The organism is Micromonospora sp. CPM1 (genome assembly GCF_023896895.1).
Lineage (GTDB): Bacteria > Actinomycetota > Actinomycetes > Mycobacteriales > Micromonosporaceae > Micromonospora > Micromonospora tulbaghiae.
Genome location: NZ_JAMHIU010000015.1, coordinates 60921 through 83178, shown reverse-complemented (window position 1 = coordinate 83178; position 22258 = coordinate 60921). Strand labels below are relative to the sequence as shown.

25 protein-coding genes are annotated in these 22258 nt (G+C 72.5%); 5 read left to right on the top strand and 20 right to left on the bottom strand.

Annotation, left to right across the window (positions count from 1 at the left end):
• Window positions 1-129 precede the first annotated feature (129 nt).
• Entirely contained in the window at window positions 130-864 is a 735-nt protein-coding gene (locus M8C11_RS19525) for a hypothetical protein (RefSeq protein WP_252451796.1), read from the bottom strand.
• A 118-nt stretch (window positions 865-982) separates the two neighbouring features.
• Between M8C11_RS19525 and M8C11_RS19520 the strand changes: the two genes are divergently transcribed.
• The 3 genes from M8C11_RS19520 to M8C11_RS19510 all read left to right on the top strand — a co-directional run bounded on the left by M8C11_RS19520 (window position 983) and on the right by M8C11_RS19510 (window position 2660).
• On the top strand, window positions 983-1411 hold the full coding sequence (locus tag M8C11_RS19520) for an OsmC family protein (protein ID WP_013289315.1): 429 nt from the start codon (window positions 983-985) through the stop codon (window positions 1409-1411).
• 89 nt (window positions 1412-1500) lie between these two features.
• Complete coding sequence (locus tag M8C11_RS19515) at window positions 1501-1845, top strand: metallopeptidase family protein (RefSeq protein ID WP_181726620.1); 345 nt, start codon at window positions 1501-1503, stop codon at window positions 1843-1845.
• Window positions 1846-1940: 95 nt separating this feature from the next.
• Window positions 1941-2660 (top strand): AIM24 family protein, encoded by a 720-nt coding sequence (locus M8C11_RS19510; RefSeq protein ID WP_064448083.1) that lies wholly within the window; start codon window positions 1941-1943, stop codon window positions 2658-2660.
• A gap of 43 nt (window positions 2661-2703) precedes the next feature.
• On the opposite strand, the gene pheA is transcribed toward M8C11_RS19510, so the two are convergent.
• The 4 genes from pheA to M8C11_RS19490 form a co-directional block, all read right to left on the bottom strand.
• A complete protein-coding gene (gene pheA / locus M8C11_RS19505) occupies window positions 2704-3660 on the bottom strand; it encodes a prephenate dehydratase (RefSeq protein ID WP_120574083.1) in 957 nt (318 codons plus the stop codon).
• A 10-nt stretch (window positions 3661-3670) separates the two neighbouring features.
• Window positions 3671-4210 carry a hypothetical protein gene (locus tag M8C11_RS19500; protein WP_252451793.1) on the bottom strand — a complete coding sequence of 180 codons (540 nt, stop codon included), beginning with the start codon at window positions 4208-4210 and terminating at the stop codon, window positions 3671-3673.
• 88 nt (window positions 4211-4298) lie between these two features.
• A complete protein-coding gene (locus M8C11_RS19495; RefSeq protein ID WP_120572572.1) occupies window positions 4299-4748 on the bottom strand; it encodes a hypothetical protein in 450 nt (149 codons plus the stop codon).
• Between the two features lie 144 nt (window positions 4749-4892).
• Window positions 4893-5630, bottom strand: coding sequence for a hypothetical protein (locus M8C11_RS19490; protein ID WP_120572573.1), 738 nt, complete (start codon window positions 5628-5630; stop codon window positions 4893-4895).
• Between the two features lie 162 nt (window positions 5631-5792).
• Here M8C11_RS19490 and M8C11_RS19485 point away from each other — a divergent pair, with 162 nt between their 5' ends.
• Entirely contained in the window at window positions 5793-7007 is a 1215-nt protein-coding gene (locus tag M8C11_RS19485) for an arginine deiminase (RefSeq protein WP_120572574.1), read from the top strand.
• A 10-nt stretch (window positions 7008-7017) separates the two neighbouring features.
• On the opposite strand, the gene M8C11_RS19480 is transcribed toward M8C11_RS19485, so the two are convergent.
• The 12 genes from M8C11_RS19480 to M8C11_RS19425 form a co-directional block, all read right to left on the bottom strand.
• Window positions 7018-7902: a DUF5926 family protein gene (locus tag M8C11_RS19480; RefSeq protein ID WP_252451791.1), complete on the bottom strand. Its 885-nt coding sequence runs from the start codon at window positions 7900-7902 to the stop codon at window positions 7018-7020.
• A gap of 86 nt (window positions 7903-7988) precedes the next feature.
• Window positions 7989-8438 (bottom strand): ATP-binding protein, encoded by a 450-nt coding sequence (locus M8C11_RS19475; protein ID WP_252451789.1) that lies wholly within the window; start codon window positions 8436-8438, stop codon window positions 7989-7991.
• A 31-nt stretch (window positions 8439-8469) separates the two neighbouring features.
• The gene (locus M8C11_RS19470) at window positions 8470-9924 is read right to left on the bottom strand and encodes an ATP-binding protein (RefSeq protein WP_252451787.1); all 1455 of its coding nucleotides are present in this window, start codon (window positions 9922-9924) and stop codon (window positions 8470-8472) included.
• Between the two features lie 76 nt (window positions 9925-10000).
• Window positions 10001-10792: a glycerophosphodiester phosphodiesterase family protein gene (locus tag M8C11_RS19465; RefSeq protein ID WP_252451785.1), complete on the bottom strand. Its 792-nt coding sequence runs from the start codon at window positions 10790-10792 to the stop codon at window positions 10001-10003.
• Window positions 10793-10807: 15 nt separating this feature from the next.
• Window positions 10808-11143, bottom strand: coding sequence for a rhodanese-like domain-containing protein (locus M8C11_RS19460; RefSeq protein ID WP_026268379.1), 336 nt, complete (start codon window positions 11141-11143; stop codon window positions 10808-10810).
• Between the two features lie 28 nt (window positions 11144-11171).
• Entirely contained in the window at window positions 11172-12107 is a 936-nt protein-coding gene (locus tag M8C11_RS19455; RefSeq protein ID WP_052166194.1) for an LCP family protein, read from the bottom strand.
• Between the two features lie 179 nt (window positions 12108-12286).
• The gene (locus M8C11_RS19450; RefSeq protein WP_120572579.1) at window positions 12287-13501 is read right to left on the bottom strand and encodes an LCP family protein; all 1215 of its coding nucleotides are present in this window, start codon (window positions 13499-13501) and stop codon (window positions 12287-12289) included.
• Between the two features lie 203 nt (window positions 13502-13704).
• Window positions 13705-14952, bottom strand: coding sequence for an LCP family protein (locus tag M8C11_RS19445; RefSeq protein ID WP_252451783.1), 1248 nt, complete (start codon window positions 14950-14952; stop codon window positions 13705-13707).
• A gap of 74 nt (window positions 14953-15026) precedes the next feature.
• Window positions 15027-16004 (bottom strand): NAD-dependent epimerase/dehydratase family protein, encoded by a 978-nt coding sequence (locus M8C11_RS19440; RefSeq protein ID WP_120572581.1) that lies wholly within the window; start codon window positions 16002-16004, stop codon window positions 15027-15029.
• A 67-nt stretch (window positions 16005-16071) separates the two neighbouring features.
• A complete protein-coding gene (locus M8C11_RS19435; protein WP_252451781.1) occupies window positions 16072-17745 on the bottom strand; it encodes a cation acetate symporter in 1674 nt (557 codons plus the stop codon).
• A complete protein-coding gene (locus tag M8C11_RS19430) occupies window positions 17723-18091 on the bottom strand; it encodes a DUF485 domain-containing protein (RefSeq protein WP_252451779.1) in 369 nt (122 codons plus the stop codon). The genes M8C11_RS19435 and M8C11_RS19430 overlap by 23 nt, the downstream gene beginning before the upstream one ends.
• A gap of 238 nt (window positions 18092-18329) precedes the next feature.
• Entirely contained in the window at window positions 18330-18926 is a 597-nt protein-coding gene (locus M8C11_RS19425) for a flavin reductase family protein (protein WP_308212757.1), read from the bottom strand.
• On the opposite strand from M8C11_RS19425, the gene M8C11_RS19420 reads away from it, so the two are divergent.
• The gene (locus M8C11_RS19420) at window positions 18916-19173 is read left to right on the top strand and encodes a hypothetical protein (protein ID WP_252451776.1); all 258 of its coding nucleotides are present in this window, start codon (window positions 18916-18918) and stop codon (window positions 19171-19173) included. The genes M8C11_RS19425 and M8C11_RS19420 overlap by 11 nt on opposite strands.
• Before the next feature lie 21 nt (window positions 19174-19194).
• Here M8C11_RS19420 and M8C11_RS19415 read toward each other — a convergent pair whose 3' ends face one another.
• From M8C11_RS19415 to M8C11_RS19405, 3 genes are read right to left on the bottom strand one after another with little or no spacing between them, the layout of a single operon-like run.
• Window positions 19195-19686, bottom strand: a complete 492-nt coding sequence (locus M8C11_RS19415; RefSeq protein WP_252451773.1) for an SRPBCC family protein — start codon at window positions 19684-19686, stop codon at window positions 19195-19197.
• Window positions 19686-21380, bottom strand: a complete 1695-nt coding sequence (locus tag M8C11_RS19410) for an ABC transporter permease (RefSeq protein ID WP_252451770.1) — start codon at window positions 21378-21380, stop codon at window positions 19686-19688. The genes M8C11_RS19415 and M8C11_RS19410 overlap by 1 nt, the downstream gene beginning before the upstream one ends.
• Window positions 21365-22129: an ABC transporter ATP-binding protein gene (locus M8C11_RS19405; protein ID WP_013289292.1), complete on the bottom strand. Its 765-nt coding sequence runs from the start codon at window positions 22127-22129 to the stop codon at window positions 21365-21367. Before M8C11_RS19405 ends, M8C11_RS19410 begins: the two co-directional genes overlap by 16 nt.
• Window positions 22130-22258: the final 129 nt, after the last annotated feature.

The following is a 22258-nucleotide window of genomic DNA, read 5'->3' as shown; positions in this document are numbered from 1 at the left end:
CGCCGGCCGACCAGGTCCTCGGTGCCGCGACCATGGGACGGCGGGCAGCAACCGTATCTCGCGGAACGGGCGGCAACCACGGCTTTCCGGCGAATCGGCGGCGAAGCTCCGGTGGCCGCCGAACCTGGTTCAGTAGGACCGTTCGGGGCCGGCGAACGGCACCGTGGGCTGCACCGTCAGATCCGCCGGGGCCGGTGGCACGTCGTCCTCGTCCGTCCGGCGGCGGCGGTCGGGCCGGTCGTCGTCCGGCTCCCCGTCGGCGGGCGTCCCGCCGGCCGACCGGCCGGCCAGGTGCAGCGCGGCCGCCAGCAGCGCGACGGCGACGAACGCGCTGACCAGACCGCGTCCGTGCTCGACCTCCAGGCGCTGCTCGCCGACGAAGAACAGGATGCGCCGGGCCAGTTGTTCGAGGGAGCCGGCGGTCGCGACCAGCACTCCGAGCAAGCCCGCCGCGAGACCCAGCCCGGCCAGCCGGGCGTGCTGCCGTACCGCAGGGGCACCGCGCAGCGCCAGCCCCACCGCGACCGACAGCCCGAGCAGGCCCACGAGGTACGCCGTACCGAACCCGCCGATCTCGGAGATGCCGCCGGTCAGCCGGGCGGGCGCGTCGTCGCCCCGGGCCTCGGCCGGCACCGTGATCGCCAGCCACTCACCGAGCAGCGAGGCGATCGCGGCCACGGCGCCGAGCCCGGTGAGCACGGGCGGCAGGCGGCGGTCCCGGCCCAGCGCGGCGAGCGAGCGCGCGGCCCGGCCGGACGACTCCGGCTCGGCGTCGCCCCACTCGACGATCGTGGTGTCGTCGGACCGGTTGTCCTGCAGGGGGATTCGCTTGTCCTGCCGGGGAACGGGGAGATCCTGCGACATGGCCACCCTTCCCGTACGCGGGCCTGCGTCGAATCATGGCACAGCCCGCTCCCGACGGCCGGGATCGCGACCCCGAGGTCCGGTGCGGGGCGGCCCGCTTTCGGTTAGCGTCGGTGCCATGCCTATCCGTACCGCATCCGCTCGCTGGCAGGGCAACCTCACCGAGGGGTCCGGCACCGTCCGCACCGGCAAGGGCGGCCTGTCCGGCAACTACTCCTTCAAGTCGCGCTTCGAGGAGGGCGAGGGCACCAACCCCGAGGAGCTGATCGGCGCCGCACACGCCGGCTGCTTCTCGATGGCTCTCTCCAAGCAGCTCGCCGACGCCGGCGCCCAGGAGACGGCGGTGGAGACCACCGCCAAGGTGCACTTCGACAAGACCGACGCCGGCATGACGGTGACCCGCATCGACCTGGAGACAGTGGGCCAGGTTCCGGGCATCGACCAGGCCGAGTTCACCAAGCTCGCCGAGGCGGCCAAGGAGAACTGCCCGATCTCCCGGCTGCTGTCGCCGGGCGCGCAGATCACGCTGAACGCCCGTCTGGCCTGACATCGCGTACGGCACGGCGGGGGTGTCCTGCGGGGCGCCCTCGCCGTGCGGTGTGCCCGATCCGGAGGGAGTGACCGGGCCGCGTGGCCGTGGAGATGAGCCGGGACCGGTTCGAGGAACTGGTCGGCGAGGCGCTCGACGAGGTGCCCGAGGAACTGCTCGGGTTGATGAGCAACGTGGTCATCCTGGTGGAGGACGACCCGCCGCCGGGCGAGGACCTGCTCGGCCTGTACGAGGGGCATTCGCTCACCTCTCGCGGCTGGGACTACTCCGGCGTGCTGCCCGACCGCATCCTGATCTACCGCAACCCGATCCTGGCGATCTGCGACACCGACGACGACGTCGTCGACGAGGTGGCGATCACCGTGGTGCACGAGATCGCCCACCACTTCGGCATCGACGACGAGCGCCTGCACGCCCTGGGCTGGGGCTGACCGGCCTCCGGCGCGTCCCCGCCCGGCTGATTCCGGCGGTTGCGCCGGTCCCCTAACCTGCGGATCAGGCAGATCCTGATGCAGGAGGAAAACCCATGCGCAGCGCGCTGTTCTCCGCGGAGAACCTTGAGAAGGAGTCCCAGCAGCCGGGCATGCGGTTGCAGAACTCCAAGATGCTGAAGATCGAGCTGAACGGCGAGGCGATGGCCCGGGTCGGGTCGATGGTCGCCTACCAGGGGCAGGTGCAGTTCCAGGCGCTCGGCTCCGGCGGCATCGGCAAGTTCATCAAGCAGCGGCTCACCGGCGAGGGCGTGCCGCTGATGAAGGTCTCCGGGCGCGGCGACGTCTTCCTCGCCGACTTCGCCAAGGACGTGCACGTCATCGACCTGGAGCCGGGCGACGCGCTGTCCATCAACGGCTCCAGCGTGCTGGCGTTCGACTCGACGCTCCAGTACGACATCAAGATGGTCGGCGGCGCCGGTTTCGCGTCCTCGTCCGGCCTGTTCAACTGCGTCTTCACCGGCCACGGCCGGATCGCCATCACCACCAAGGGCACCCCGGTGGTGCTCAACGTGGACGCGCCGACGTACGTGGACCCGCAGGCGGCGGTCTGCTGGTCGGCGAACCTCCAGACCGGCTACCACCGCGCCGAGCAGCTCGGGCTCGGCACGCTGCTCGGCCGCAGCACCGGTGAGGCGTTCACGATGAGCTTCGCCGGTCAGGGCTTCGTCGTGGTCCAGCCCTCGGAGGAGCCTCCGGTGGCCGGCAGCGGCTCCCAGCAGCAGGGCGGCGTGCTCGGCGGCCTGCTTCAGTGACCTTCCGGTGCCCGGGGCGTCCGCCGAGGTCGCCCCGGGCCGGTCAGCTCAGCTCGCCGGCCCGCAGCCGGGCCACCCAGGCCGCCGCGTCGGCGTAGTCGGCGTCGGTGAGCCCGGGCGGCACCGGCGTCTGCTGGTCACCCGCCGCCGTGCTCCAGCGGTGCCGGGGGTACGACCCCAGGAACCGCACGTCGGCGCAGACCCGGCGCAGCCCCTGCAACGCCTCACCGAGGCGTACGTCGGCGACGTGTCCGGCGCAGTCCAGGAAGAACACGTAGCGGCCGAGCGCCTCGCCGGTCGGGCGGGACTCGATCCGGGTCATGTTCACGCCGCGCACCGCCAGTTCCATCAGCACCGCCAGCAGCGCTCCCACCCGGTCGTGGGCCAGGCACACCGCGAGCGAGGTGAGGTCGTCGCCGGTGGGCGGCGGGGGCGGCCCGGGGCGGGACACGAGCGCGAACCGGGTCACCGCGTCCGGGTGGTCGGCGATCTTGTCGGCCAGCACCGCGAGCCGGTGCCGGGTCGCGCCGATCGGGGCGCAGATGGCGGCGTCGTACTCGCCGCTCGCCGCACCGGCCGCGGCCGCGCCGTTGGAGAGCACGTCGACCACTGTGGCGTCGGGCAGGTGCTCCCGCAGCCAGCCCCGGCACTGGGTGGACGCCTGCGGGTGGGCCGCGACGGAGCGGACGTCGGACAGTGTGGTGCCGGCGCGGGCGGCCAGCACGAACTCCACCGGCAGGACGACCTCGCGGGTGATCACCAGCGGGTCGCCCTCGACCAGTTCGTCGAGCGTCACCCCGACCGCGCCGCCGATGGAGTTCTCCAGCGGCACCAGCGCCGCGTCCGCCTCCCCGGCGCGTACCGCGTCGAGCGCCTCACCGACGCTGCGGGCCGGCGTGCGGTCCCCGCGCTCGGCGGCGGGCACCGTACGCAGGGCCTGCTCGGCGAAGGTGCCCTCGGGGCCCAGGTAGACGAAGCGGGTCGGCGGTGTTCCCGGCATGCCGACCAGCCTACGCACCCGGCGTGCCGTCGCAGGCCAGGGTACGGATGCCGGCCGGCGCCACGGTCCGTACCTCGACGCCGCACACGTCCGTGCCGGCGGTGACCAGCCTCGGCGTGCCGGTCTCGCCGCGCGTGACCACCTGCAACTCCTCGTGCCCGGTGACGGTCAGCACGGTGTACTGCCAGCCCTCGGCGCAGAGCGGACCGGTCGCCACCGTCACCTTGACGTCGCGGGGCAGCACGCCTGCCGAGCCGCGCAGGAGCGCGACGATCCGGTCGCCGGACGGTCGCCCCCGGCAGGGCGCCGCCGAGGACGGCGCGGACGGCGAGGGCGTGGGCGGGAGGACCGGCGCCGATGGGGTCGGGGTGGCGCTCGGGCTGGGCGTGGCGGACGTGGACGGGACCGGGACGGGCGTGGCGGCGGCGGGTGGCGCGCGCAGCTCCGGCGGGGTGCCGCAGGCGGCGAGGGCGAGCAGCGTCAGCAGCGCCAGCGGGCGGTGGCGGCGTCGGGGGTGTGGGGTGCGGGGCACGGGGGCGTCCTCGGGCATCGAGGGGTGTCGTCGTGTGGTGGGACCGAGGCCATCGTAGGAGCAGGACCGGCCCGGGGTGAAGCGCGCCGGTCGGACCGCGAGGGGGTCAGACCGCGGAGAGGAAGGTGAGCGAGCCGGCCACCGCGCCGTCGGTCAGCACCGGCGTGGAGATGGCGTCGACCGTGCGGCCCGCGTCGGAGCCGGGCCCCTGCACCCGCAGCAGGCCGCGGGCGAGCCGCCCGGAGTGCAGCGCGAGCAGCGGCGGGATCTTGTCGGTCTCCTGCTCGGTCAGCTCGCTCGGGCTCGCCGTGAAGTCGACCAGGCGCAGGCCGCCCTCCAGCAGCGGCAGGCCGATCACGTCCTCCGGGGCGCCCAGGCAGAGCAGGTCACAGCCGGACGAGGAGATCGCCACGACGGTGGTGCCCTCGTCGATCAGCAGGCACGGTTCGGCGGCCCGGGAGACCATGCCGGACCACTGCCCGAAGTTGTCGGACTCCTGCTCGGTGGATGCCGCGGGCGCGAACACTTCCGAGAGTGAGAGTTCGACGTGGGCCACCGCGCCTCCTATGTACACCGACGGTCTGTCCACGCTAGCCGGTCGGTGCGGCGGAAGCATCGGCTGCCGGGCGGCCGGCGACGGCGCGGACCGACGGAACCAGTCGGGGGCGGTGCCGTGGGCCGCGTGGCGTCGCCGGAGACGTTACCGGTGGGCGGCTCGCTTGTCAGCGGCCGTTCGGCCCTCGTCATACCACCGGTAGTCGGCGGTTGGACGGTACGTGCCGTTGAACCACGTGGCCGGCGCCTGCGCGACGCGGGAGAGCTTCTCGGCGGTGGCCGGACTGATCCGGTTCCCGCCGGCCACGAGCAGGCGGTCCAGCTCGCGGTGGGTGGCCATGAGGCAGTCCTTCGGCAGGCCGTAGACGCTGATCACCCCGGAGCCGACGAACGTCAGCACCGGGGTCACCGGGATCGGCAGGCCGACCGCGTCGGAGAGGGCCTTGCTGGCCCGCTTGGCGTCCCGGCGCGCCTCCGCCACGTACGGCGGGCGTTTGCCGTTGATCTGGACCACGTCTCCGGCCACGAGCACCCGGGCCCGGCCGTGGTCGGCGATGGTGACCGCGAACAGACCGCTCGGGCCGATGGCCAGGAACCCGGCCCGGTCGTCGCGGCCGCGGTCGAGCAGCATGTCCGCCGGGTCCGTCCGGGGCCACTCGATGACGTGCCAGGCGGGACCGAGGTGATCGAGCTGGCCCAGGGCGCGGGCCCCTGCCGCTTCCAACCGGCGGGCCCCCCGCTCCGCCCGGCGACGCCGGGCCCACTCCAATGGAGTCGGTCGGGCCGGCTCGAGCACCGAGGTGGGCTCGACCCGGGAGTGCGGCACCGTGCGGGGCGGCAGTGCCCTGCTCGGTACGGCTCGACGAGCGGGAAAGACAGTCATCGCGACCTCCGGCAAAAGGTCTCTCGAAGTTATGTCTCCACTACCCTACGTTGCGCCCCCGGGGGCTCGGCAAGTTGGACCGCCGGAGTGAGTGTGGATGAATGCCATATTCATTCACACTTCTTTTCCGGATGGTGCGCAAGCCTGCCCTAGGCTGCGGGAGTGACCCACTATGTGGACAGCGAAGTCGCCCGGCTCGGGACGGTGCTGCTGCACCGCCCGGGACCGGAACTGGCCCGCCTCACCCCGCGGAACAACGACAGTCTCCTGTTCGACGCTATCCCATGGGTGGGACGCGCGCAGGAGGAGCACGACGCGTTCGCGGCGGCGCTGCGGTCCCGCGGGGTCGAGGTGCTCTACCTGGCCGACCTGCTGGTCGAGACGCTCGCCGTGGCGGACGCCCGGGCCGAGCTGACCGACCAGGTGCTGCGGTCCCGCCGGCTCGGCCACACCCTGCGGCGCCGGGTCGCCGACCATCTGGCGTACCTCGACCCGGCCGGGCTGGCCGACGTGCTCACCGCCGGGCTCGCCCACGAGGAACTGCGGATCGGCGCCGACCGCCCCGGCGGTCTGGTCTGGACGCTCATGGACCGGCACGACTTCGTCATCGACCCGCTGCCCAATTTGCTGTTCACCCGCGACTCGTCGGTCTGGATCGGCGACCGGGTCGGAGTGACCAGCCTGGCCATGCCGGCCCGACGGCGGGAGACCACGCTCACCGACGCGATCTACCGCTTCCACCCGCGCTTCGTCGGGACCGAGTTCGTCTACCACCCCCGGCTGGAGCACCTGGAGGGCGGCGACGTGCTGCTGCTCGCGCCCGGGGTGCTCGCCGTCGGCGTCGGCGAGCGCACCACCCCGGCCGGCGCGGAACGGCTGGCCCGGCAGGTGTTCGCGGCCGGGCTGGCGCACACCATCCTGGTGGTTCCGATCGCCCAGGAGCGCGCCACCATGCACCTGGACACGATCTGCACCATGGTCGACGTCGACGCCGTCCTGATGTACGCGAACGTCGCCGACCAGCTGTCCGCGTACACGGTCATCGCCGGCGCGGACGGCGACGACCTGCGGGTCGACGGCCCGGCGCCGTTCCTGCGGGCCGCCGCCGACGCGATGGACCTCGACCAACTCCGGGTGATCGACACCGGCCTCGACCCGGTCACCGCCGAACGCGAGCAGTGGGACGACGGCAACAACACGCTCGCGCTCGCGCCCCGGCTCTGCGTCGGGTACGAGCGCAACGTGGAGACCAACGCGCAACTGGAACGGGCCGGCATCGAGGTGATCGCCATCGCCGGGTCGGAGCTGGGCTCCGGGCGGGGCGGCCCGCGCTGCATGTCCTGCCCGCTGGTGCGGGAGAAGGGCGGGGCCGCCTGACCCGGAGACGTCAGCGCAGCGTCAGCTGGCGGCCGAGCAGGCCCTGGCGGGCCCGGCGGCCGGCCGCGTCGAGCGGCTCCCGCTCCGCGACCGCCTCGGCGTAGCGCTTGGCGAACTCCGCCACCGGCGCCTCCCACTCGGCGGCCGGGGTGTCCTCCGGCAGGTCCCACACCGGCGCGAGGCGCCCGTGGGCCCGGAACATGCCCGCGAACTTCGTGTCGTCGCCGAGCGTCAGCGCGCCCGCGGCGGCGAGCCGGGACAGCGCGTCCAGCGCGGTGTCCTCGTCCTCCGGCAGGACCAGGCGCACGTGGGCCTTCTCCGGCACCTGGCACCAGTAGGCGGCCCGCGCCGCGGCCAGCTTCACGGTCGGGTAGATCGCCGAGTTGGCCCGCTCCAGAGACGCCTGGACGTTCGGGTCGTCGGCGGCGCCCGGGTCGAGCCAGAAGTCGAACCCCTCGTGCATGCTGATCTCCAGCGGGCCGTCCACCAGGATGTCCTGGAGGCGGGGGCCCGGCCCGGGCAGCGGCGGCACGCTCACCTGGCCGCCCGGCTCGGTCCGCAGCGCGGAGATCAGCGCGTCGGCCAGGTCACGGGAGACGTCGCCGGACTGCTGGTGCCGTTGCAGGCCGATGAAGACCCGCCCGTCCGGCTTGGTCATCGCCGGGGCGGCCATCGGCAGCACGGTGGCCAGCGTGACCGGCCGGTCGCCGTACTCCTCGATCAGTTCCGGGGTCAGCCGCAGCGGCGCGGAGGCGGCCGGGACCAGCTCGCGCAGGGCGATCCACTCCGGCTCGTCGGCGAGGCCCTCGAACGGCCGGGGCACGAAGACGTCGCGCACCTTCTCCCGCTTCGGGGTGGCCTCACCGGCCCGCTGGTTCTTCCGACGCTTGCTCATGCGCCCGCTCCGCTCCGCTCGCCCATGGCGAGACAGCCTAGATGCCGGGTCTCGGCGGTGGGTGCCGGACCCGCCCGCCGCGTCGGTCAGCCGGCGGCGACCAGATCCGTCCGCTGCACCGGGACCGGGTCGAACCGGGCCCACACACTCTGGCCCAGGCCGTCGCGCTCCACGCCCCAGCCGCTGGCCAGCCCGGCGACGATGTGCAGCCCTCGCCCGTCCGCCGCGTCCGGCGAGGCGGTACGCATGCACGGGCCGGCGCCGGCACCGCCGTCGGTGACCCGGAGTTCGACACTCGGCCCCTGCTCGGTCGTCCGCAGCCGCCAGGCGACCCGGACGACGCCGCCGGGCAGCGCGTCGGCGTGCCGGACCGCGTTGCCGACCAGTTCGGCGAGGACCGCGACCAGGTCGGCCACCAGGACCGGGGGTACGACACCGGCCAGCTCGTCGGCGAGCCGGTGCCGGGCCAGGCGCGCGCCGGTGGCGTCGTGGGGCACCACCACGCACCACGACCGTTCGGCCGGACCAGTCGACACGTCGTTCCTTCCCCGCCCGTGAGCGCCCCGGTCAACCCCGGGGCAGCCGCACCTCTGCGACCGTACCGCCACCGGCTCTGGGCCGGAGGGATACCCATCCATTCTGCTGTTCAACGATCTGGCGGACGAGATAGAGACCGAGCCCCGCGCCGGGATACCGGCGGCGGTCGCCGGACTCGCCCTGCCAGAACCGGTCGAAGGCCCGCTCCACGTGCTCCGGCCGGATGCCGATGCCCCGGTCGGCCACCCGGAACGAGACGGTCCGCTCGTTCGCCTCGGCGGTGATCTCGATCGGCGTGTCCGGCAGCGAATACTTCCCGGCGTTGGTGCCCAGCTCGGTGAGCACCGTGGCGAGGCTGTGCCGGTCGCCGAGCGCCTTGGGCAGGTCGGCGGGCAGGTCGAGCACGACCCGGTGCCGGACGTCGGCCGGCAGGTCGGCCACCGCCGACCGCAGCGCGTCGACCAGGTCGAACGGCGCGGCCGGTTCACCGCCGGGGCGGTTCTCCGTGGCGGCGGTCAGCAGCCGGTCCACCAGGCGGGCCAGTTCGTTGGCGCGCTGGCCGATGATCCGGGCGGCCTGCCTCCGGTCGCCGTCGCTCAGCGAGTCCCAGTGGTCGGTGAGCGTGTCCGCGTACCCCTTGATCACGGTGACCGGGGTACGCAGCTCGTGGCTGGTCACCGCGACGAACAGGTCCCGGTCGTGGTCGCGCCGCTGCTGGTCGGTGGTGTCGCGGAAGCTGACCACCCGCAGCGCGTTCGGGCCGGGCAGCTCGCCGGAGGTGATCCGCAGCCAGCGGCCGTCCGGCAGCCGGTGGTCGAGCACCTGGCCGGGCGGCGGCAGCGGGAACGGCAGCGGACGGCTCAGCGCCTCCTCCGCCGGCCGGCCGGTCACCTCGACCGCGGCCGGGTTCCAGAGCCGGACCCGTCCGTCCCGGTCCACCACCGCGAGGCCGTCGGCGAGCGCCGCCACGACCGGGCCGTCCCCGTGTACGGGCAGGCCGGTCTGGTCGCCGTACATGTGGGCGATGCAGGCGGCGATGTAGCCGATGACGGCACGTTGCGAGGGTTGCAGCGGTTCGCCCAGCGGGTAGAGCGCGTGCAGGCTGCCGATGGTGAGCCCGCCGATCTCGGCGCGCGCCACGATCATCCGGCAGAGGCCCCGGCCGGCGACCTCGTCGGCGAGCGCACCGGGGATCGCGTCGACCCGGACCTCCCGTACCGGCGGGCCGGCGAGCAGGCAGACGGTGGCCGGATCGGTGGCGGGCAGCGGGCGGCCGAGGACGAACTCGGCGCTGCCGGTCGCCGCTATCACCCGGCCCCCGGCCGGGGTGAACTCCACGAAGACCAGGCCGGCCGCGCCGACCGACGGTTCGACCTCGCGGAGCAGACGGGTGAGCACGGCGAGACCCGACTCGCCCGAGTTGATCATGTTGATCACTGCGGTGTGGCCGGCGATGAAGGCGGGGTAGTCGGTTCGCTCCGGCATGTCCCGAGTGTGCCGCGCCGTCCGCGTCCGTGACACCCCCGGCCGGTCGACCGTCCCCGGTACCGATCGACGGGACTCACCGGCCCAACCGGGCCAGCGCGTGGGCCGGCCGGTCCGTGATCACCCCGTCCACGCCCGCTTCCAGCACGAGTTCCAGGTCCTCCGGTTCGTTGACGGTCCAGACGTACACCGCGTTGCCGGCGGCGCGCAGCGCGGGGACCAGCCGCGGGCGGGTCCGGACCAGATCCACACCAGGGCCGGCGATCCGGGCGCCGAACGGCAGCCGGCCCAGCGGCAGCAGACGCGGCAGCACCTCCAGCAGCAGCACCGTGGGCAGCGCCGGGGCGAGTTCCCGGACCCGGCGTACGGCGAGCGGCGAGAACGACATCACCGTCACCTGGACGAGATGGCCCGGGCGGGGCTCGGCCAGCCCGTACCGGCGCAGCATCTCGACCAGGCGGCGCTCGACCTCGCCCCGATAGCGGGACGGGTGCTTGGTCTCGATCAGCAGCCGGACCGGGCGCCCGGCGGCCAGCACCGCGTCGAGCAGCCGCTCCAGCGTGAGCAGCCGGGTGTGCGACTCGTCGAGCGGCGCGTCGTCCTCGGCGAGCGTCGCGGCCCGGTGCCAGGAGCCGAAGTCGAGCGCCTCCAGCTCGGCGAGCGTCCGCGCGCTGACCAGCCCACGGCCGTTGCTGGTGCGATCCAGCCGGCGGTCGTGCACGCAGACCAGGTGCCCGTCGCGGGTCAGCCGGACGTCGCACTCCAGCCCGTCCGCGCCCTCGTCGAGAGCGCGCAGGTAGGCGGCGAGCGTGTGCTCCGGCAGGTCGTACGAGGCGCCGCGATGGGCGAAGACCAGGGGGACGGTCATGGCCGCGTCACCGACTCAGGCGACCCGGCCCGGCTGCCCGTCGTCGGTGACCACCGGACGGCCGGCGGCGGCCCAGTCGCCCATCCCGCCGTCGACGTTGCGCACCTGGTCCCAGCCGTTGCGCATGAGGTAACCGACCACCTGGGCGGAACGTCCGCCCGAGCGGCAGATCACCGCGACGTCGCGGTCCTGCGGGATCTCGGCGAGCCGGGCGGGCAGCTCGGTCATCGGCAGGTGATGGGCGGCCGGCGCGTGGCCGGCGGCCCACTCGTCGTCCTCGCGGACGTCGAGCAGGTAGACGTCGTCGGGCACGGCCGACGCGGGGACGCTGGGTAGTGAGGCTCCGAACACGGTCACCAAGCCTAGTCGCCCTCGTCGCTCAGAGCCGGTTGACCCAGCGCGGGTTGGCGCCGGCCCATTCCGGCACGCGCGTGTCGCGCAGCGCGGTGAACAGCCCGCCGCCGCCGTTGTCCAGCACCACGTACGAGACGCCGTCGATGGTCTGCGGGTAGGAGGGCACCTGGACCCCGCGCAGGGCGTCCGCGGGCAGGCCGCGCAGCGCGAACAACAGCTCGTCCAGGGGTACGCCGTTGGTGTCGACGGTCAGCGCCCCGCCGGCCGCGCGGAGCACCCGGTCCAGCTTGACCGGGTCGCTGCGCAGCCGCGTCTCGCCCGCCCGGTCGAGCACCGCCCGCAGCATCTGCTGCTGGTGCCGCTGCCGGTCGTAGTCGCCGCCGGGCAGGTCGTAGCGCTGCCGCACGTAGTCGAGCGTCCGCGCGCCGTCCATCTGCTGGCAGCCGGCGTCGAACTGGTGCCGGGTGTGGATCGAGCGCACCGGCGTGTCCACGCACATCCGGATGCCGCCGAGCTGGTCGATCACCTGCTTGAAGCCGGAGAAGTCGACGAGTGCCGCCCCGTCGAAGCGGATCCCGGTGAGCCGGCTCAGGGTGGTGCTGAGCAGCCGGGCACCGCCCTCACCGCCGCCGCCGTGCTCGTACGCGGCGTTGACCTTGTCCTGGCCGCCGGGGAAGCCGGGCGCCGCGGGGAGCGCCACCAGCAGGTCGCGCGGCACGGAGATCAGGTACGCCTGCCGCATCCCGGCCGGCACGTGCACGATCAGGATGCTGTCGGAGCGCTGGTCCTCCGGGTTCGCACCGGGCCGGTGGTCCGAGCCGATCAGCAGGTAGTTGAGCGCGCCGTCCAGGTCGGTCCGCTTGTTCCGGGCGGCCGGGTCGAGCAGTTGCTCCTTGGCCACCGTGCGGTCGTAGCGCGAGGTGAGCCAGTGCAGCCCGGCGACGCCGAGCGTGGCGAGCAGGACCAGCACGAGCCCGGCGCCGAGCAGGAACCGGGCCCAGCGGGCGGGTCCACCCCGCCCGCGTCGGTTCCGTGCTGGTCTGGACGTGACGATCCCCCCGTAGCCGCGACATGAGACCCGCTCACGTCAGGCTACGGGGGGATCGGCCGACCGGTACCGCTTTCGTGCAGGTCAGCAGGTCATTTACGGGTGGACAGGACGTCCGGGTTGTTCACCACGAAGTCGGCCAGCTTGTCGCTCTTGACCGCCTGGAACATGTCCATCGTCGTCTCGTTGAACGTCTCCCGGCCGTTGCCGTTGCCGGCGAAGGTGCCGCCGTTGGTCCGCAGCGTGACCAGGTCGTTCCCGTTGAGGTTCTTGAGCGTGAAGATGAAGTCGGCGATCGGCACGCCGCCGGTGTCCAGGACGAACGCCTTGCCCGCGGCCTTCATCAGCGAGTTGAGCTTCAGCGGGTTGGTCAGCATGCCGCCCTCGGTGGCCTTCTTGGCCATCGCCTTGATCAGCTGCTGCTGGTTCTGCTGCCGGTCGTAATCGCTGTTCGGCAGGCCGTAGCGCTGGCGGGAGTAGTCGAGCGCCTCCCAGCCCTCCATCTCCCGGCAGCCCTTCTTGTGCACCACTGCCTTGTACGGCTTGCCGGTCTTCTTCGCGTCGGCGTTCCACATCGCCTTGCCGTCGACGTACGACATGTGGTGCGACTTGACCTCGTGGCTCACGCAGATGCGCACCGAGCCGAGCGCGTCGATCACGCTCTTGAAGCCGCCGAAGTTGATGATCGCGGCGCCGTCGAAGCCGATGCCGGTCATCGACTTGATCGTCTTGGCCATCAGCTGGGCGCCGCCCTCCCAGCCGCCGCCGTTCTGGGCGCCGTGGAAGAAGGCCGCATTGATCTTGTCGGTGCCGCCCTTGTAACCGCTCTTCTCGAACGCCGGGATACGCGCCTCGGTGTCCCGGGGGATCGAGATCAGGTACGCCTGGTCGTGGCTGGCCGGGATGTGCAGGATGATGATCGTGTCCGACCGGACGTCATCGGCGGCCCAGCGCTCGCGGGCGTCCACACCGAGCAGCAGCATGTCGATCGGGCCTTCGAGGCTGTTGCCGCCCTCGGCCTCGCTCTTGCCCGCCCCGCCGAGCAGGTTGCGCTGGGCGATGTTGTCCGTGGCCTGGCCGATGACCGCCTTGCTGCCGACGATCGCGACACCACTGGTCACCATCAGCACGGCGCCGAGCACCAGCGTGAGCTTCGCCCAGAGCGGGTCCTTGCGCTTGGTGCGCTTCTTCTTGCCACCGCCGGGACCGCGACCGCCGGAACCGGGCTGTGTGGGGATGACCGGAGGGACCCGCCCGGATGATCCGGGTGCCGGTGACTGCGGGCGACGGCTGGTCTGGACCGACATGCGTGCTCCAGCTCGGTGATCGGGGGCGGGACCACTTTACGTATCTGTTCCCGTTCTCGCGACCTCGTAGGGGCGCAATTCCCGTCAATACCGGCCAACACCTTTGGGTTGTGGCCGAACGGGCAGGGGTAAGGAGCCGGTCGGCGGTTGGCCTCCGTGGTGGCGAGGTCGTAGAGCGCGAGACCGGTCATGTCGTGCCGGCGTCAGCCGCCCGCGTTGTCGCCCGAACCCTTCTGGTTGGCCTGCATCCACTCGGCCATCCGGTCCGCGGCGATGGCCTTGTACATCGCCAGCGCCTTCTCCCGGTCGGAGACCACCACGGACTGGCCGTCGATGGTCTGGCCGCCCAGGTGCGGGCTGGTGACGAACGTGAGGTTCTCGCCCCGCAGGCTGCGGAACTGCACTGCCATGTCGGTCAACGAGAATCCCTGGTCGACCGTGACGGCGGCGGTCACCGCCTTGAGGAAGTCGTTCAGCTTCTTCGGGTTGGTGAGCGTCCCGGTGCTCGCCGCCTTGTCCATCAGCGCCTTCAGGAACTCCTGCTGGTGCCGCATCCGGGCGAAGTCGCCGTCCGGGAACTGCTTGCGCTGCCGGACCCAGTCCAGCGCCTCGGCGCCGTTCATGTGGTTCACGCCCTTGGTGAACGTCCGGTACGGCTTGTGGATCGAGGTGATGGTCCGCTCCACCTTGAGGTCCACCCCGCCCAGCGCGTCGGTGACCTCCTTGAAGCCGCCGAAGTCGATGGCCATGACGTGGTCGATCCGTACGTCGGTGAAGCACTCCACGGTCTTCACCGCGAGCGGCAGGCCGCCGAACGCGAACGCCGCGTTGATCTTGTTGCGCGAGCTGGAGTCGCACGACGCGCCCGCGCTCTCCGGGATCGGCACGTACAGGTCACGCGGCACCGAGACCAGGTAGGCGCTCTTGTGGTCGGCCGGGATGTGCATGACGATCACGGTGTCCGCGCGCCACTTGCCGCTCCCGTCGACCGGGGCGTCCGGATCCCGCGAGTCACTGCCCACGAGCAGGATGTTGAACGCGCCGTCGACCTGCTTGACCGGCCGCCCCCCGGTGATCCCGGCGAACGGGTCGGTGCGCGCCAGGTCGTCGTCCAGGTTGCGGGCGTAGAACCAGGCGCCGAGGCCGCCGAGCAGCGCCAGCACCAGCACCGCCACGCCGGCCACCAGGCCGATGCGCCCCCAGCGCGGCCGCGGACCACGCCGGCCGGACCCGCCCGGACCGCCGCCGCCCGGACCACCGGGACCGGTCGGTCCCACCGGGCCGCCGGGCCCGCCCGAGCGGGGTGCCTCGTCGTGGTCGGGGTACCACCTGGTCTCCGAGGGCCGGGCGCGCCCGGTGGCGGCCCGGCCGGAGCCGGGAACCTGGGCGCGACCCGCGCCCCGGCTCAGGTGTCGGGGGATCGGGGCGCCGGCAGACGAGGTCGCTGACATGTAACCGAGGGTAGGTCGGCCGGGCCACCGTCGCCCTCGTACGCGCGCCAGTGTCAGCCGCGTTCCCGTCGGGTTCAGTACCCGAGCCGCCCGCGGAAGTACTCGATGGTGCGTCGGAGGCCGTCTTCGGGCGTGACGCTCGGCTCGTATCCGAGCAGTTCGCGGGCGAGGGTCAGGTCCGGGCGGCGCATCTCCGGGTCGTCGGAGGCGCGAGTGATGTAGCTCACCTCGGACGTGCTTCCGGTGAGTGACACGATCGTCTCGGCCAGTTGCCGCATCGACATCTCGTGCTCGGTGCCGCAGTTGATCGGGCCGGTCTGGGTCGAGTCGAGCAGCAGCAGGATGCCGCGCACCAGGTCGTCGACGTAGCAGATCGAGCGGGTCTGGTTGCCGGTGCCGTGCACCGTGATCGGCTCGCCGCGCAGCGCCTGGGAGATGAACGTCGGGATGGCCCGGCCGTCGTCCGGGCGCATCCGCGGACCGTACGTGTTGAAGATCCGTACGATCGCGGTGTCGGTGCCCCGGCTCCGGTGGTAGGCCATGGTGGCCGCCTCGGAGAAGCGCTTCGCCTCGTCGTAGACGCTGCGGATGCCGATCGGGTTGACGTTGCCCCAGTACGTCTCGCGCTGCGGGTGCTCCTTCGGGTCGCCGTACGCCTCCGAGGTGGAGGCCATCAGGAACCGGGCGCCGTCGTCGGTGGCCCGCTCCAGCAGCGCCAGCGTGGCCACCGAGCCGACCCGGAGGATCTCCACCGGCAGCTTCTCGAAGTCGGTGGGGCTGGCCGGGGACGCCATGTGCAGGATCGCGTCGAACCGCTCGGTCATCGCCGGGTGGTTCGGCAGGCCGTCGGAGATGTCCGCCTCGACGAGCGTGAAGGTCGGCTTGTCCAGCAGGTGGGCCACGTTGTCCTTGGACCCGGTGACGAAGTTGTCCAGCACCACGACGTCGCAGCCGCGCTCGACGAGCCGGTCGACCAGGTGGGACGGGACGAAACCGGCGCCGCCGGTGACGAGGATGCGGTGTCCGGTACCGAAGCGGGGAGCGACCTTCATGGCGGCCAGCCTATACACGCGAGGCGGGGCCCCCGCGTAAGGCAGGGGCCCCGCTCGACGGTGGTGCTCAGTGGGCGCCGGCTCCGGTGAGCGAGCGCACCTCCAGCTCCGCGTACTTCTCCTCGTCGCTCTCCTTGGACAGGATCGTGCCGAGCCAGCCGCACAGGAAGCCGAACGGGATCGAGATGATGCCCGGGTTCGACAGCGGGAACCAGTGCCAGTCGTGGTCGGGGAACATCGCCGTCGGCGCGCCGGAGACGACCGGCGAGAAGAAGACGAGCACCACGGCGGCGAGCAGGCCGCCGTAGATGGCCCAGACCGCGCCCGAGGTGTTGAACCGCTTCCAGAACAGGCTGTAGAGGATCGCCGGCAGGTTGCCCGACGCGGCGACCGCGAACGCCAGCGCGACCAGGAACGCCACGTTCAGGCTCTGCGCGTAGATCGACAGGACGATCGAGACCGCGCCGATAACCAGCGCGGAGATCCGGGCGACGTTCACCTCCTGCCGTTCCGACGCCTGCCCGTTCTTCATCACGTTGGCGTAGAAGTCGTGCGCCAGGCTGGACGACGACGCCAGGGTGAGGCCGGCGACCACGGCGAGGATCGTGGCGAACGCGACCGCTGCGATGATCGCCAGCAGTGTCGCGCCGCCCAGGTCCCCGCCGAGGAAGTCAATCCCCAGCTTCTCGGCGAGCTGTGGTGCCGCGGTGTTGCCCGCCTTGTCCTGCGCGGTGATCTCCGACCCGCCGACGATCGCCGCAGCGCCGAAGCCGAGCGCCAGGGTGAGCAGGTAGAACGTGCCGATGATGCCGATCGCCCAGAGCACGCTCTTACGGGCCGCCCGTGCGGTCGGCACGGTGTAGAAGCGGATCAGGATGTGCGGCAGGCCGGCCGTGCCGAGGACCAGCGCGATGCCCAGCGAGAGCAGGTCCATCTTGCTGTAGAACGTCTTCAGCGCGTCGCCGGGTGTCTCCACGCCGTAGCGCAGCCCGGGTTCGAGGAACGCCGCTCCCTTGCCCGAGGCGCTGGCCGCGTCGCCGAGCAGCGAGGACAGGTTGAACTTGTACTTGGCGAGCACCAGCAGCGTCATCGCCAGCGCGCCGCCCATCAGCAGGAACGCCTTGACGATCTGGACGTACGTGGTGCCCTTCATGCCGCCGACCGTCACGTAGATGATCATCAGGGCGCCGACCATGATGATGGTGGCGACCTTGGCGGTGTCGGCGTCCATGCCGAGGAACGTGGTGCCCGGCTTGATGCCGAGTAGCAGGGCCACGAGCGCGCCGGCGCCGACCATCTGGGCCAGCAGGTAGAAGATCGACACGGTGATTGTGGAGACGGCCGCCGCGGTCCGGACCGGCCGCTGCCGCATCCGGAACGCCAGGACGTCCGCCATCGTGTACCGGCCGGAGTTGCGCAGCAGTTCGGCCACGAGCAGCAGCGCCACCAGCCAGGCGACCAGGAAGCCGATCGAGTAGAGGAAGCCGTCGTAGCCGTAGAGCGCGATGATGCCGGCGATGCCCAGGAAGGACGCCGCCGACATGTAGTCGCCGCCGATCGCCATGCCGTTCTGGAAGCCGGAGAAGGACCGGCCGCCGGCGTAGAAGTCGGTGGCGGTCTTGGTCTGCCGGCTGGCCCAGACGGTGATCGCCAGCGTGATCGCCACGAAGACCAGGAACAGCGTGATGGTGAGGTTCCGGGCGGTGGTGCTGCCCGCCTCAGCCGCGAGGACCGTGTTCATGGGTCACCTCCCCCATCTCGTCGCGGATCCGGTCGGCGACCGGGTCGATCCGGCGGCTGGCGAACCGCGAGTAGAGCCAGGCGATGAGGAACGTGGAGACGAACTGGAGCAGGCCGAAGACCAGGGCGACGTTGATGTTGCCGATCAGCTTCGTGCCCATGAATCCCCGCGCGTACGCGGAGAGGATGACGTAGAGCGCGTACCACAGGAAGAACGCGACGGTCATCGGGAAGACGAAGCCGCGCAGCGCGCGACGCAACCCGGCGAACTCGTCCGACCGCTGGACGGCTAGGTACCGTTCCGCCGCCGACTCGGCGGGTGCGGACGCGGGTGTGTCCGTGGACATCTGTGGATCACCACCTTCGCAGGCGTGGGGGAGTTTCGCGCACGGTAGAGAGCGCGCTCCCGACCCGGGAAGGCTCCGCCGCCGGGCGGCGGACGGCTGCGCCGAACGGCACCCCCACTGCGCCCAGTGACCCACATCACTCCGCTAACCGGTCACCCCGACCTCGTCGATCATGAGGTTGACGGCGACAAATCGGACGCCGAACGCGGCCAACTTCATGATCGTCGGCGCGAGGGGGTCAGCCGGGGAGGTCGTGGTAGCGGCCTCGGTAGTGCAGCAACGGGGGTGTGTCCCGGGGGAGGTCCACCGACTCGATGGTGGCCTCGACCAGCAGGCCCCAGCCGTACTCGCGGGCGGTGTCCAGGCGGCAGCCCGCCCAGCCGCCGGCGTCCGCGGGCACCGGGCCGTACGGCGTCTCGGTCCAGGCGTCCAGCGCGAACAGGCCGCCGGGCGACGGGAACAGGCCGGCGAAGCGGTCGGCGAGCTGCCGGTGCTGCGGGCCCAGCGGGGCCACCGCGAACCGCCCCGCCTCCTCGACGGCCGCCCACAGGTCCGACTCCGGGTCGACCAGGCCGAGCAGCCGGTCCGGCTCGCCCTCGGCCACGAGGGTGGAGGAGACGGTCAGCCCGGCCGGACCGGGTGCGGTCCAGAGCGTCACCGGGGCGGCCAGCCGTCCGCGCAGCCGGCGTACCGGCGAGCGTTGCGCGGCCGGCGCCGCGAACGGATCGGTGGAGTGGATCTGCGCGCCCGGCTCTGGATTCACGTGAAACATTGTGCCGCCCGTCCCCGCGCGAGGTTCGACGGAACGCCCTACCCTGCCGGGCATGGCTCTCATTCCCGCGCAGCAGCTCGCCCAGGAACGGGTCGTCGCCGCCGACGCCATCCTGGGCGGCCAGGTCGACCTGCGTGCCTATCCACACCGGCACCTGCTGGTCAGGGCGAACAACACCTGGGGCCGCAGGGCGTTCCAGCCGCTGATGGAAGCGGTGGAGCACCTGTCGAACTACGGCTGGGAGCTGGTCACCATGACCAGCGTCGGCGACGGCCACCACGTCTACGCGGCGATGCGCCGCACCGCCTGACGGCAGCCCGGGACGCGCGGCTCAGTCGTCGGTGAGCAGGCGGCGGGCGGCGGCCAGCACCTCCGGGTCGGCGCAGCCGGCCGCGTACCCGGCGATCCGGCGGCGGATGTCGCGCCCGAGCAACCACTCCCCGATCCGCTCGGCAATCGGGCGCAGGAACGCCGGCCGGCAGCGGAAGTTGTACCGCCACGTCGCGACAGTGGTGCCGGGATCCGGGCCGGGCGCGAACCGCCAGCCGCCGCCGAACCGCTCGAAGAACCACGGTCCGCGCACCATCTTCATGCCGACGTTGGTCGGCGGCGACCAGGAGACGTACTCGCTGACCATGACCAGGCCGTGCCGGGACCGGGTGTACGTGCGCACGCCCCGGCCGGGCCGCGTCGCGCCGTCGACGAAGTGCTGCTCGCGGACGAACGGATCCCAGCGGTACCGCACCGGGGCGGTGGTCTGGGAGACGGCGAACGCCAGCTCCGGCGGGACCGGGACCGTGGTGACCGCTTCGACGACAGGCATCAGCGCCTCGGCGTGACAGCGGCCAGCAGCTCCGGCTGCCGGTGGTCGAGCGTGTCCCCCGCCATGTACGCGCCGAGCAGTGCCGCGCCTCCGCCGTACGCCAGGCCGACCGGCAGCGCCAGCCAGAGCCACACGTCGCCGAGCAGCGCGGCGGCCACCACGAACGGCACCGCCACCACCGCCGAGCCGACCATGGAGACCAGGGTGAGCAGCCCCTTGGTGAATCCGGCGCCGCTGTTCATGGCGAACGGGTTGCTCGACTCGGGCAGCGAGTACGCGCCGAGCACGGAGACGAACGCGTTGATCGCCAGCCCGCAGCCGTACGCGGCGAACAACGCGCCGCCCATGACGCCGAGCCATTCGGGCCGGCCGAGGACGATCGCCAGCGCGACCGCGATCACGACGAGCATCGGCACCACGTAGATCGAGAACGCGACCATCCGGGCCCGCAGCTCCACCCGCCCGGGCACACCGGCGACCAGGTTCGCGGCGTACGAGCTGCCGTCGAAGCCGAACTGGTTGGCGAGCGTCAACGACGCCAGCGCCCCGACGAAGACCATGGTGAGGCTGACCATCGCCGGCGACGAGTCGGCGGTGGCTTGGTCGAACGCGGCGCCGCCCTCGGACAGGAACGCGGGGCCACCCAGGTTGACCATCAGCGGCACGAACACGCCGACCACGGCGACGGTGATCAGGTTGGCCCGGCGACGGGCGTCCCGCCACCAGTAGCGGCACTCGCGGGCGACGAGCGCGCCGAACCGGTCCCGCCGGGTCCAGCCCACCGCGCGGGGGAAGAGCTGCGCGACCGCGCCGCCGGCCACGCCGCGCGGCGTCCGCGCGGGGCCGCTGCTCGCGGTGCCCACCATCGCCGACTCCAGCGACCGCGACCACCAGACCAGGAGTACGCCGAGCGTCGCGACCGCGATCAGCAGCTTCACCACGGCAGCGCCGGCGCGGCCCTCCGCCACGTCGACACCGGCGGTCCACGGTGCGCCGAACGGCGTCCAGCCGACCACCCGGGCCACGCCGTCCAGCCGGTCCCAGTCGGTCTGCCGTACCGCGGCGAGCACCAGCAACTGCAACGGCCCGAGCAGGGCGGCCAGCACCGCCAGCAGCACGGCGGCCAGGTCGCGTACCCGGCGGGAGCGCAGCATCGTCGCGAACGCGCTCGTGATCGCGCGGGCACCGGCCAGGCAGACGAGCAGCCCGAGGACCACGCCCAGCGCGCCGGCCAGGGCGGCGGCCCAGCCGCCGAGCGCGCCGGCGGTGACCACCAGCCCGGCCGCCGTGATCGCCGTCGCCAGGGCCGGCACGCTGACCAGGGCGGCGGCCAGCAGGCCGGTGACCAGGGTGCGGCGGGACAGCGGCAGCAGCGCGAACCGGGCCGGGTCGAGCGTCTCGTCCACGCCGAAGAAGACGAGCGGCAGGAGCAGCCAGCCGAGCGTCAGCAGCCCACCGCCGAACGCGGCGATCATCAGTGCGTACCGGGACTCGCCGGCCAGCCCCGGCGCGGCCAGCAGGAAGAACCCGACGGCGGCGAACCAGAGCCCGAACAGCAGGCCGAGGACGAACAGCGCGACCCGCCAGGTCTGCCCCCGGAAGTTGTTGCCGAGCACCCGCAGCTTGAGCCGGACGAAGTGCCAGGGCGACACCCGCCGGGCCGGACGGTCGGGGACGGTCACCGGGACAGCCACGACAGCTCCTCGCCGGTCGCGGTCCGGCCGCCGACCACCTCCACGAAGACGTCCTCCAGCGACCGGTCGCCGCGCACCTCGGCCAGCGTGCCGACCCGCTTGATCCGGCCCTCGGCCAGGATCGCCACGTGGGAGCAGAGCCGCTCGACCACCTCCATCACGTGGCTGGAGAAGATCACCGTGCCGCCGCCGCCGACGTACCGGTGCAGGATGTCGCGGATCAGCGCCGCCGAGACCGGGTCGACCGCCTCGAACGGCTCGTCCAGCACCAGCAGGCGCGGACCGTGCAGCAGCGCGCAGGCCAGCCCGATCTTCTTCTTCATGCCCGCCGAGTAGTCGACCACCAGCGTGCGGCCGGCGTCGGAGAGCGCCAGCACGTCCAGCAGCTCCGCCGCCCGCTGGTCGACCACCGCCGGGTCCATGCCGCGCAGCAGACCGTGGTACGCCAGCAGCTCCGCCCCGCTCAGCCGGTCGAAGAGGCGTACGCCGTCCGGCATCACGCCGAGCAGGCTCTTGGCGCGGACCGGGTCGGCCCAGACGTCGTACCCGAGCACCCGCGCCTCACCGGCGTCGGGCCGCAGCAGGCCGACGGCCATGGAGAGGGTGGTGGTCTTGCCCGCTCCGTTCGGTCCGAGCAGGCCGTAGAACGAGCCGGTCGGCACGGCGAGGTCGACGCCCGCCACCGCGACCTTGGTGTCGAAGCGCTTGGCCAGACCACGGAGGGACAGCGCCGGGTGCTGATCGGTCATGGTCCGACCGTATCGGGCTCCGGCCAGCGGCTGCTCGGACGCCAGGATGATCTCGCGTCATCCCTGAGAGGTACGAGTCGGATCACCGACGGCCGGCAACCGGCGACCGGGGCGGTGGGTGTCAGTCCC

Coding starts and splice junctions, on each gene's coding strand:
- M8C11_RS19525 (WP_252451796.1), bottom strand. CDS start 864: ATGTCGCAGGATCTCCCCGTTCCCCGGCAGGACAAGCGAATCCCCCTG.
- M8C11_RS19520 (WP_013289315.1), top strand. CDS start 983: ATGCCTATCCGTACCGCATCCGCTCGCTGGCAGGGCAACCTCACCGAG.
- M8C11_RS19510 (WP_064448083.1), top strand. CDS start 1,941: ATGCGCAGCGCGCTGTTCTCCGCGGAGAACCTTGAGAAGGAGTCCCAG.
- pheA (WP_120574083.1), bottom strand. CDS start 3,660: ATGCCGGGAACACCGCCGACCCGCTTCGTCTACCTGGGCCCCGAGGGC.
- M8C11_RS19500 (WP_252451793.1), bottom strand. CDS start 4,210: ATGCCCGAGGACGCCCCCGTGCCCCGCACCCCACACCCCCGACGCCGC.
- M8C11_RS19490 (WP_120572573.1), bottom strand. CDS start 5,630: ATGACTGTCTTTCCCGCTCGTCGAGCCGTACCGAGCAGGGCACTGCCG.
- M8C11_RS19480 (WP_252451791.1), bottom strand. CDS start 7,902: ATGAGCAAGCGTCGGAAGAACCAGCGGGCCGGTGAGGCCACCCCGAAG.
- M8C11_RS19470 (WP_252451787.1), bottom strand. CDS start 9,924: ATGCCGGAGCGAACCGACTACCCCGCCTTCATCGCCGGCCACACCGCA.
- M8C11_RS19465 (WP_252451785.1), bottom strand. CDS start 10,792: ATGACCGTCCCCCTGGTCTTCGCCCATCGCGGCGCCTCGTACGACCTG.
- M8C11_RS19450 (WP_120572579.1), bottom strand. CDS start 13,501: ATGTCGGTCCAGACCAGCCGTCGCCCGCAGTCACCGGCACCCGGATCA.
- M8C11_RS19445 (WP_252451783.1), bottom strand. CDS start 14,952: ATGTCAGCGACCTCGTCTGCCGGCGCCCCGATCCCCCGACACCTGAGC.
- M8C11_RS19440 (WP_120572581.1), bottom strand. CDS start 16,004: ATGAAGGTCGCTCCCCGCTTCGGTACCGGACACCGCATCCTCGTCACC.
- M8C11_RS19435 (WP_252451781.1), bottom strand. CDS start 17,745: ATGAACACGGTCCTCGCGGCTGAGGCGGGCAGCACCACCGCCCGGAAC.
- M8C11_RS19430 (WP_252451779.1), bottom strand. CDS start 18,091: ATGTCCACGGACACACCCGCGTCCGCACCCGCCGAGTCGGCGGCGGAA.
- M8C11_RS19420 (WP_252451776.1), top strand. CDS start 18,916: ATGGCTCTCATTCCCGCGCAGCAGCTCGCCCAGGAACGGGTCGTCGCC.
- M8C11_RS19425 (WP_308212757.1), bottom strand. CDS start 18,926: ATGAGAGCCATGCCCGGCAGGGTAGGGCGTTCCGTCGAACCTCGCGCG.
- M8C11_RS19415 (WP_252451773.1), bottom strand. CDS start 19,686: ATGCCTGTCGTCGAAGCGGTCACCACGGTCCCGGTCCCGCCGGAGCTG.
- M8C11_RS19405 (WP_013289292.1), bottom strand. CDS start 22,129: ATGACCGATCAGCACCCGGCGCTGTCCCTCCGTGGTCTGGCCAAGCGC.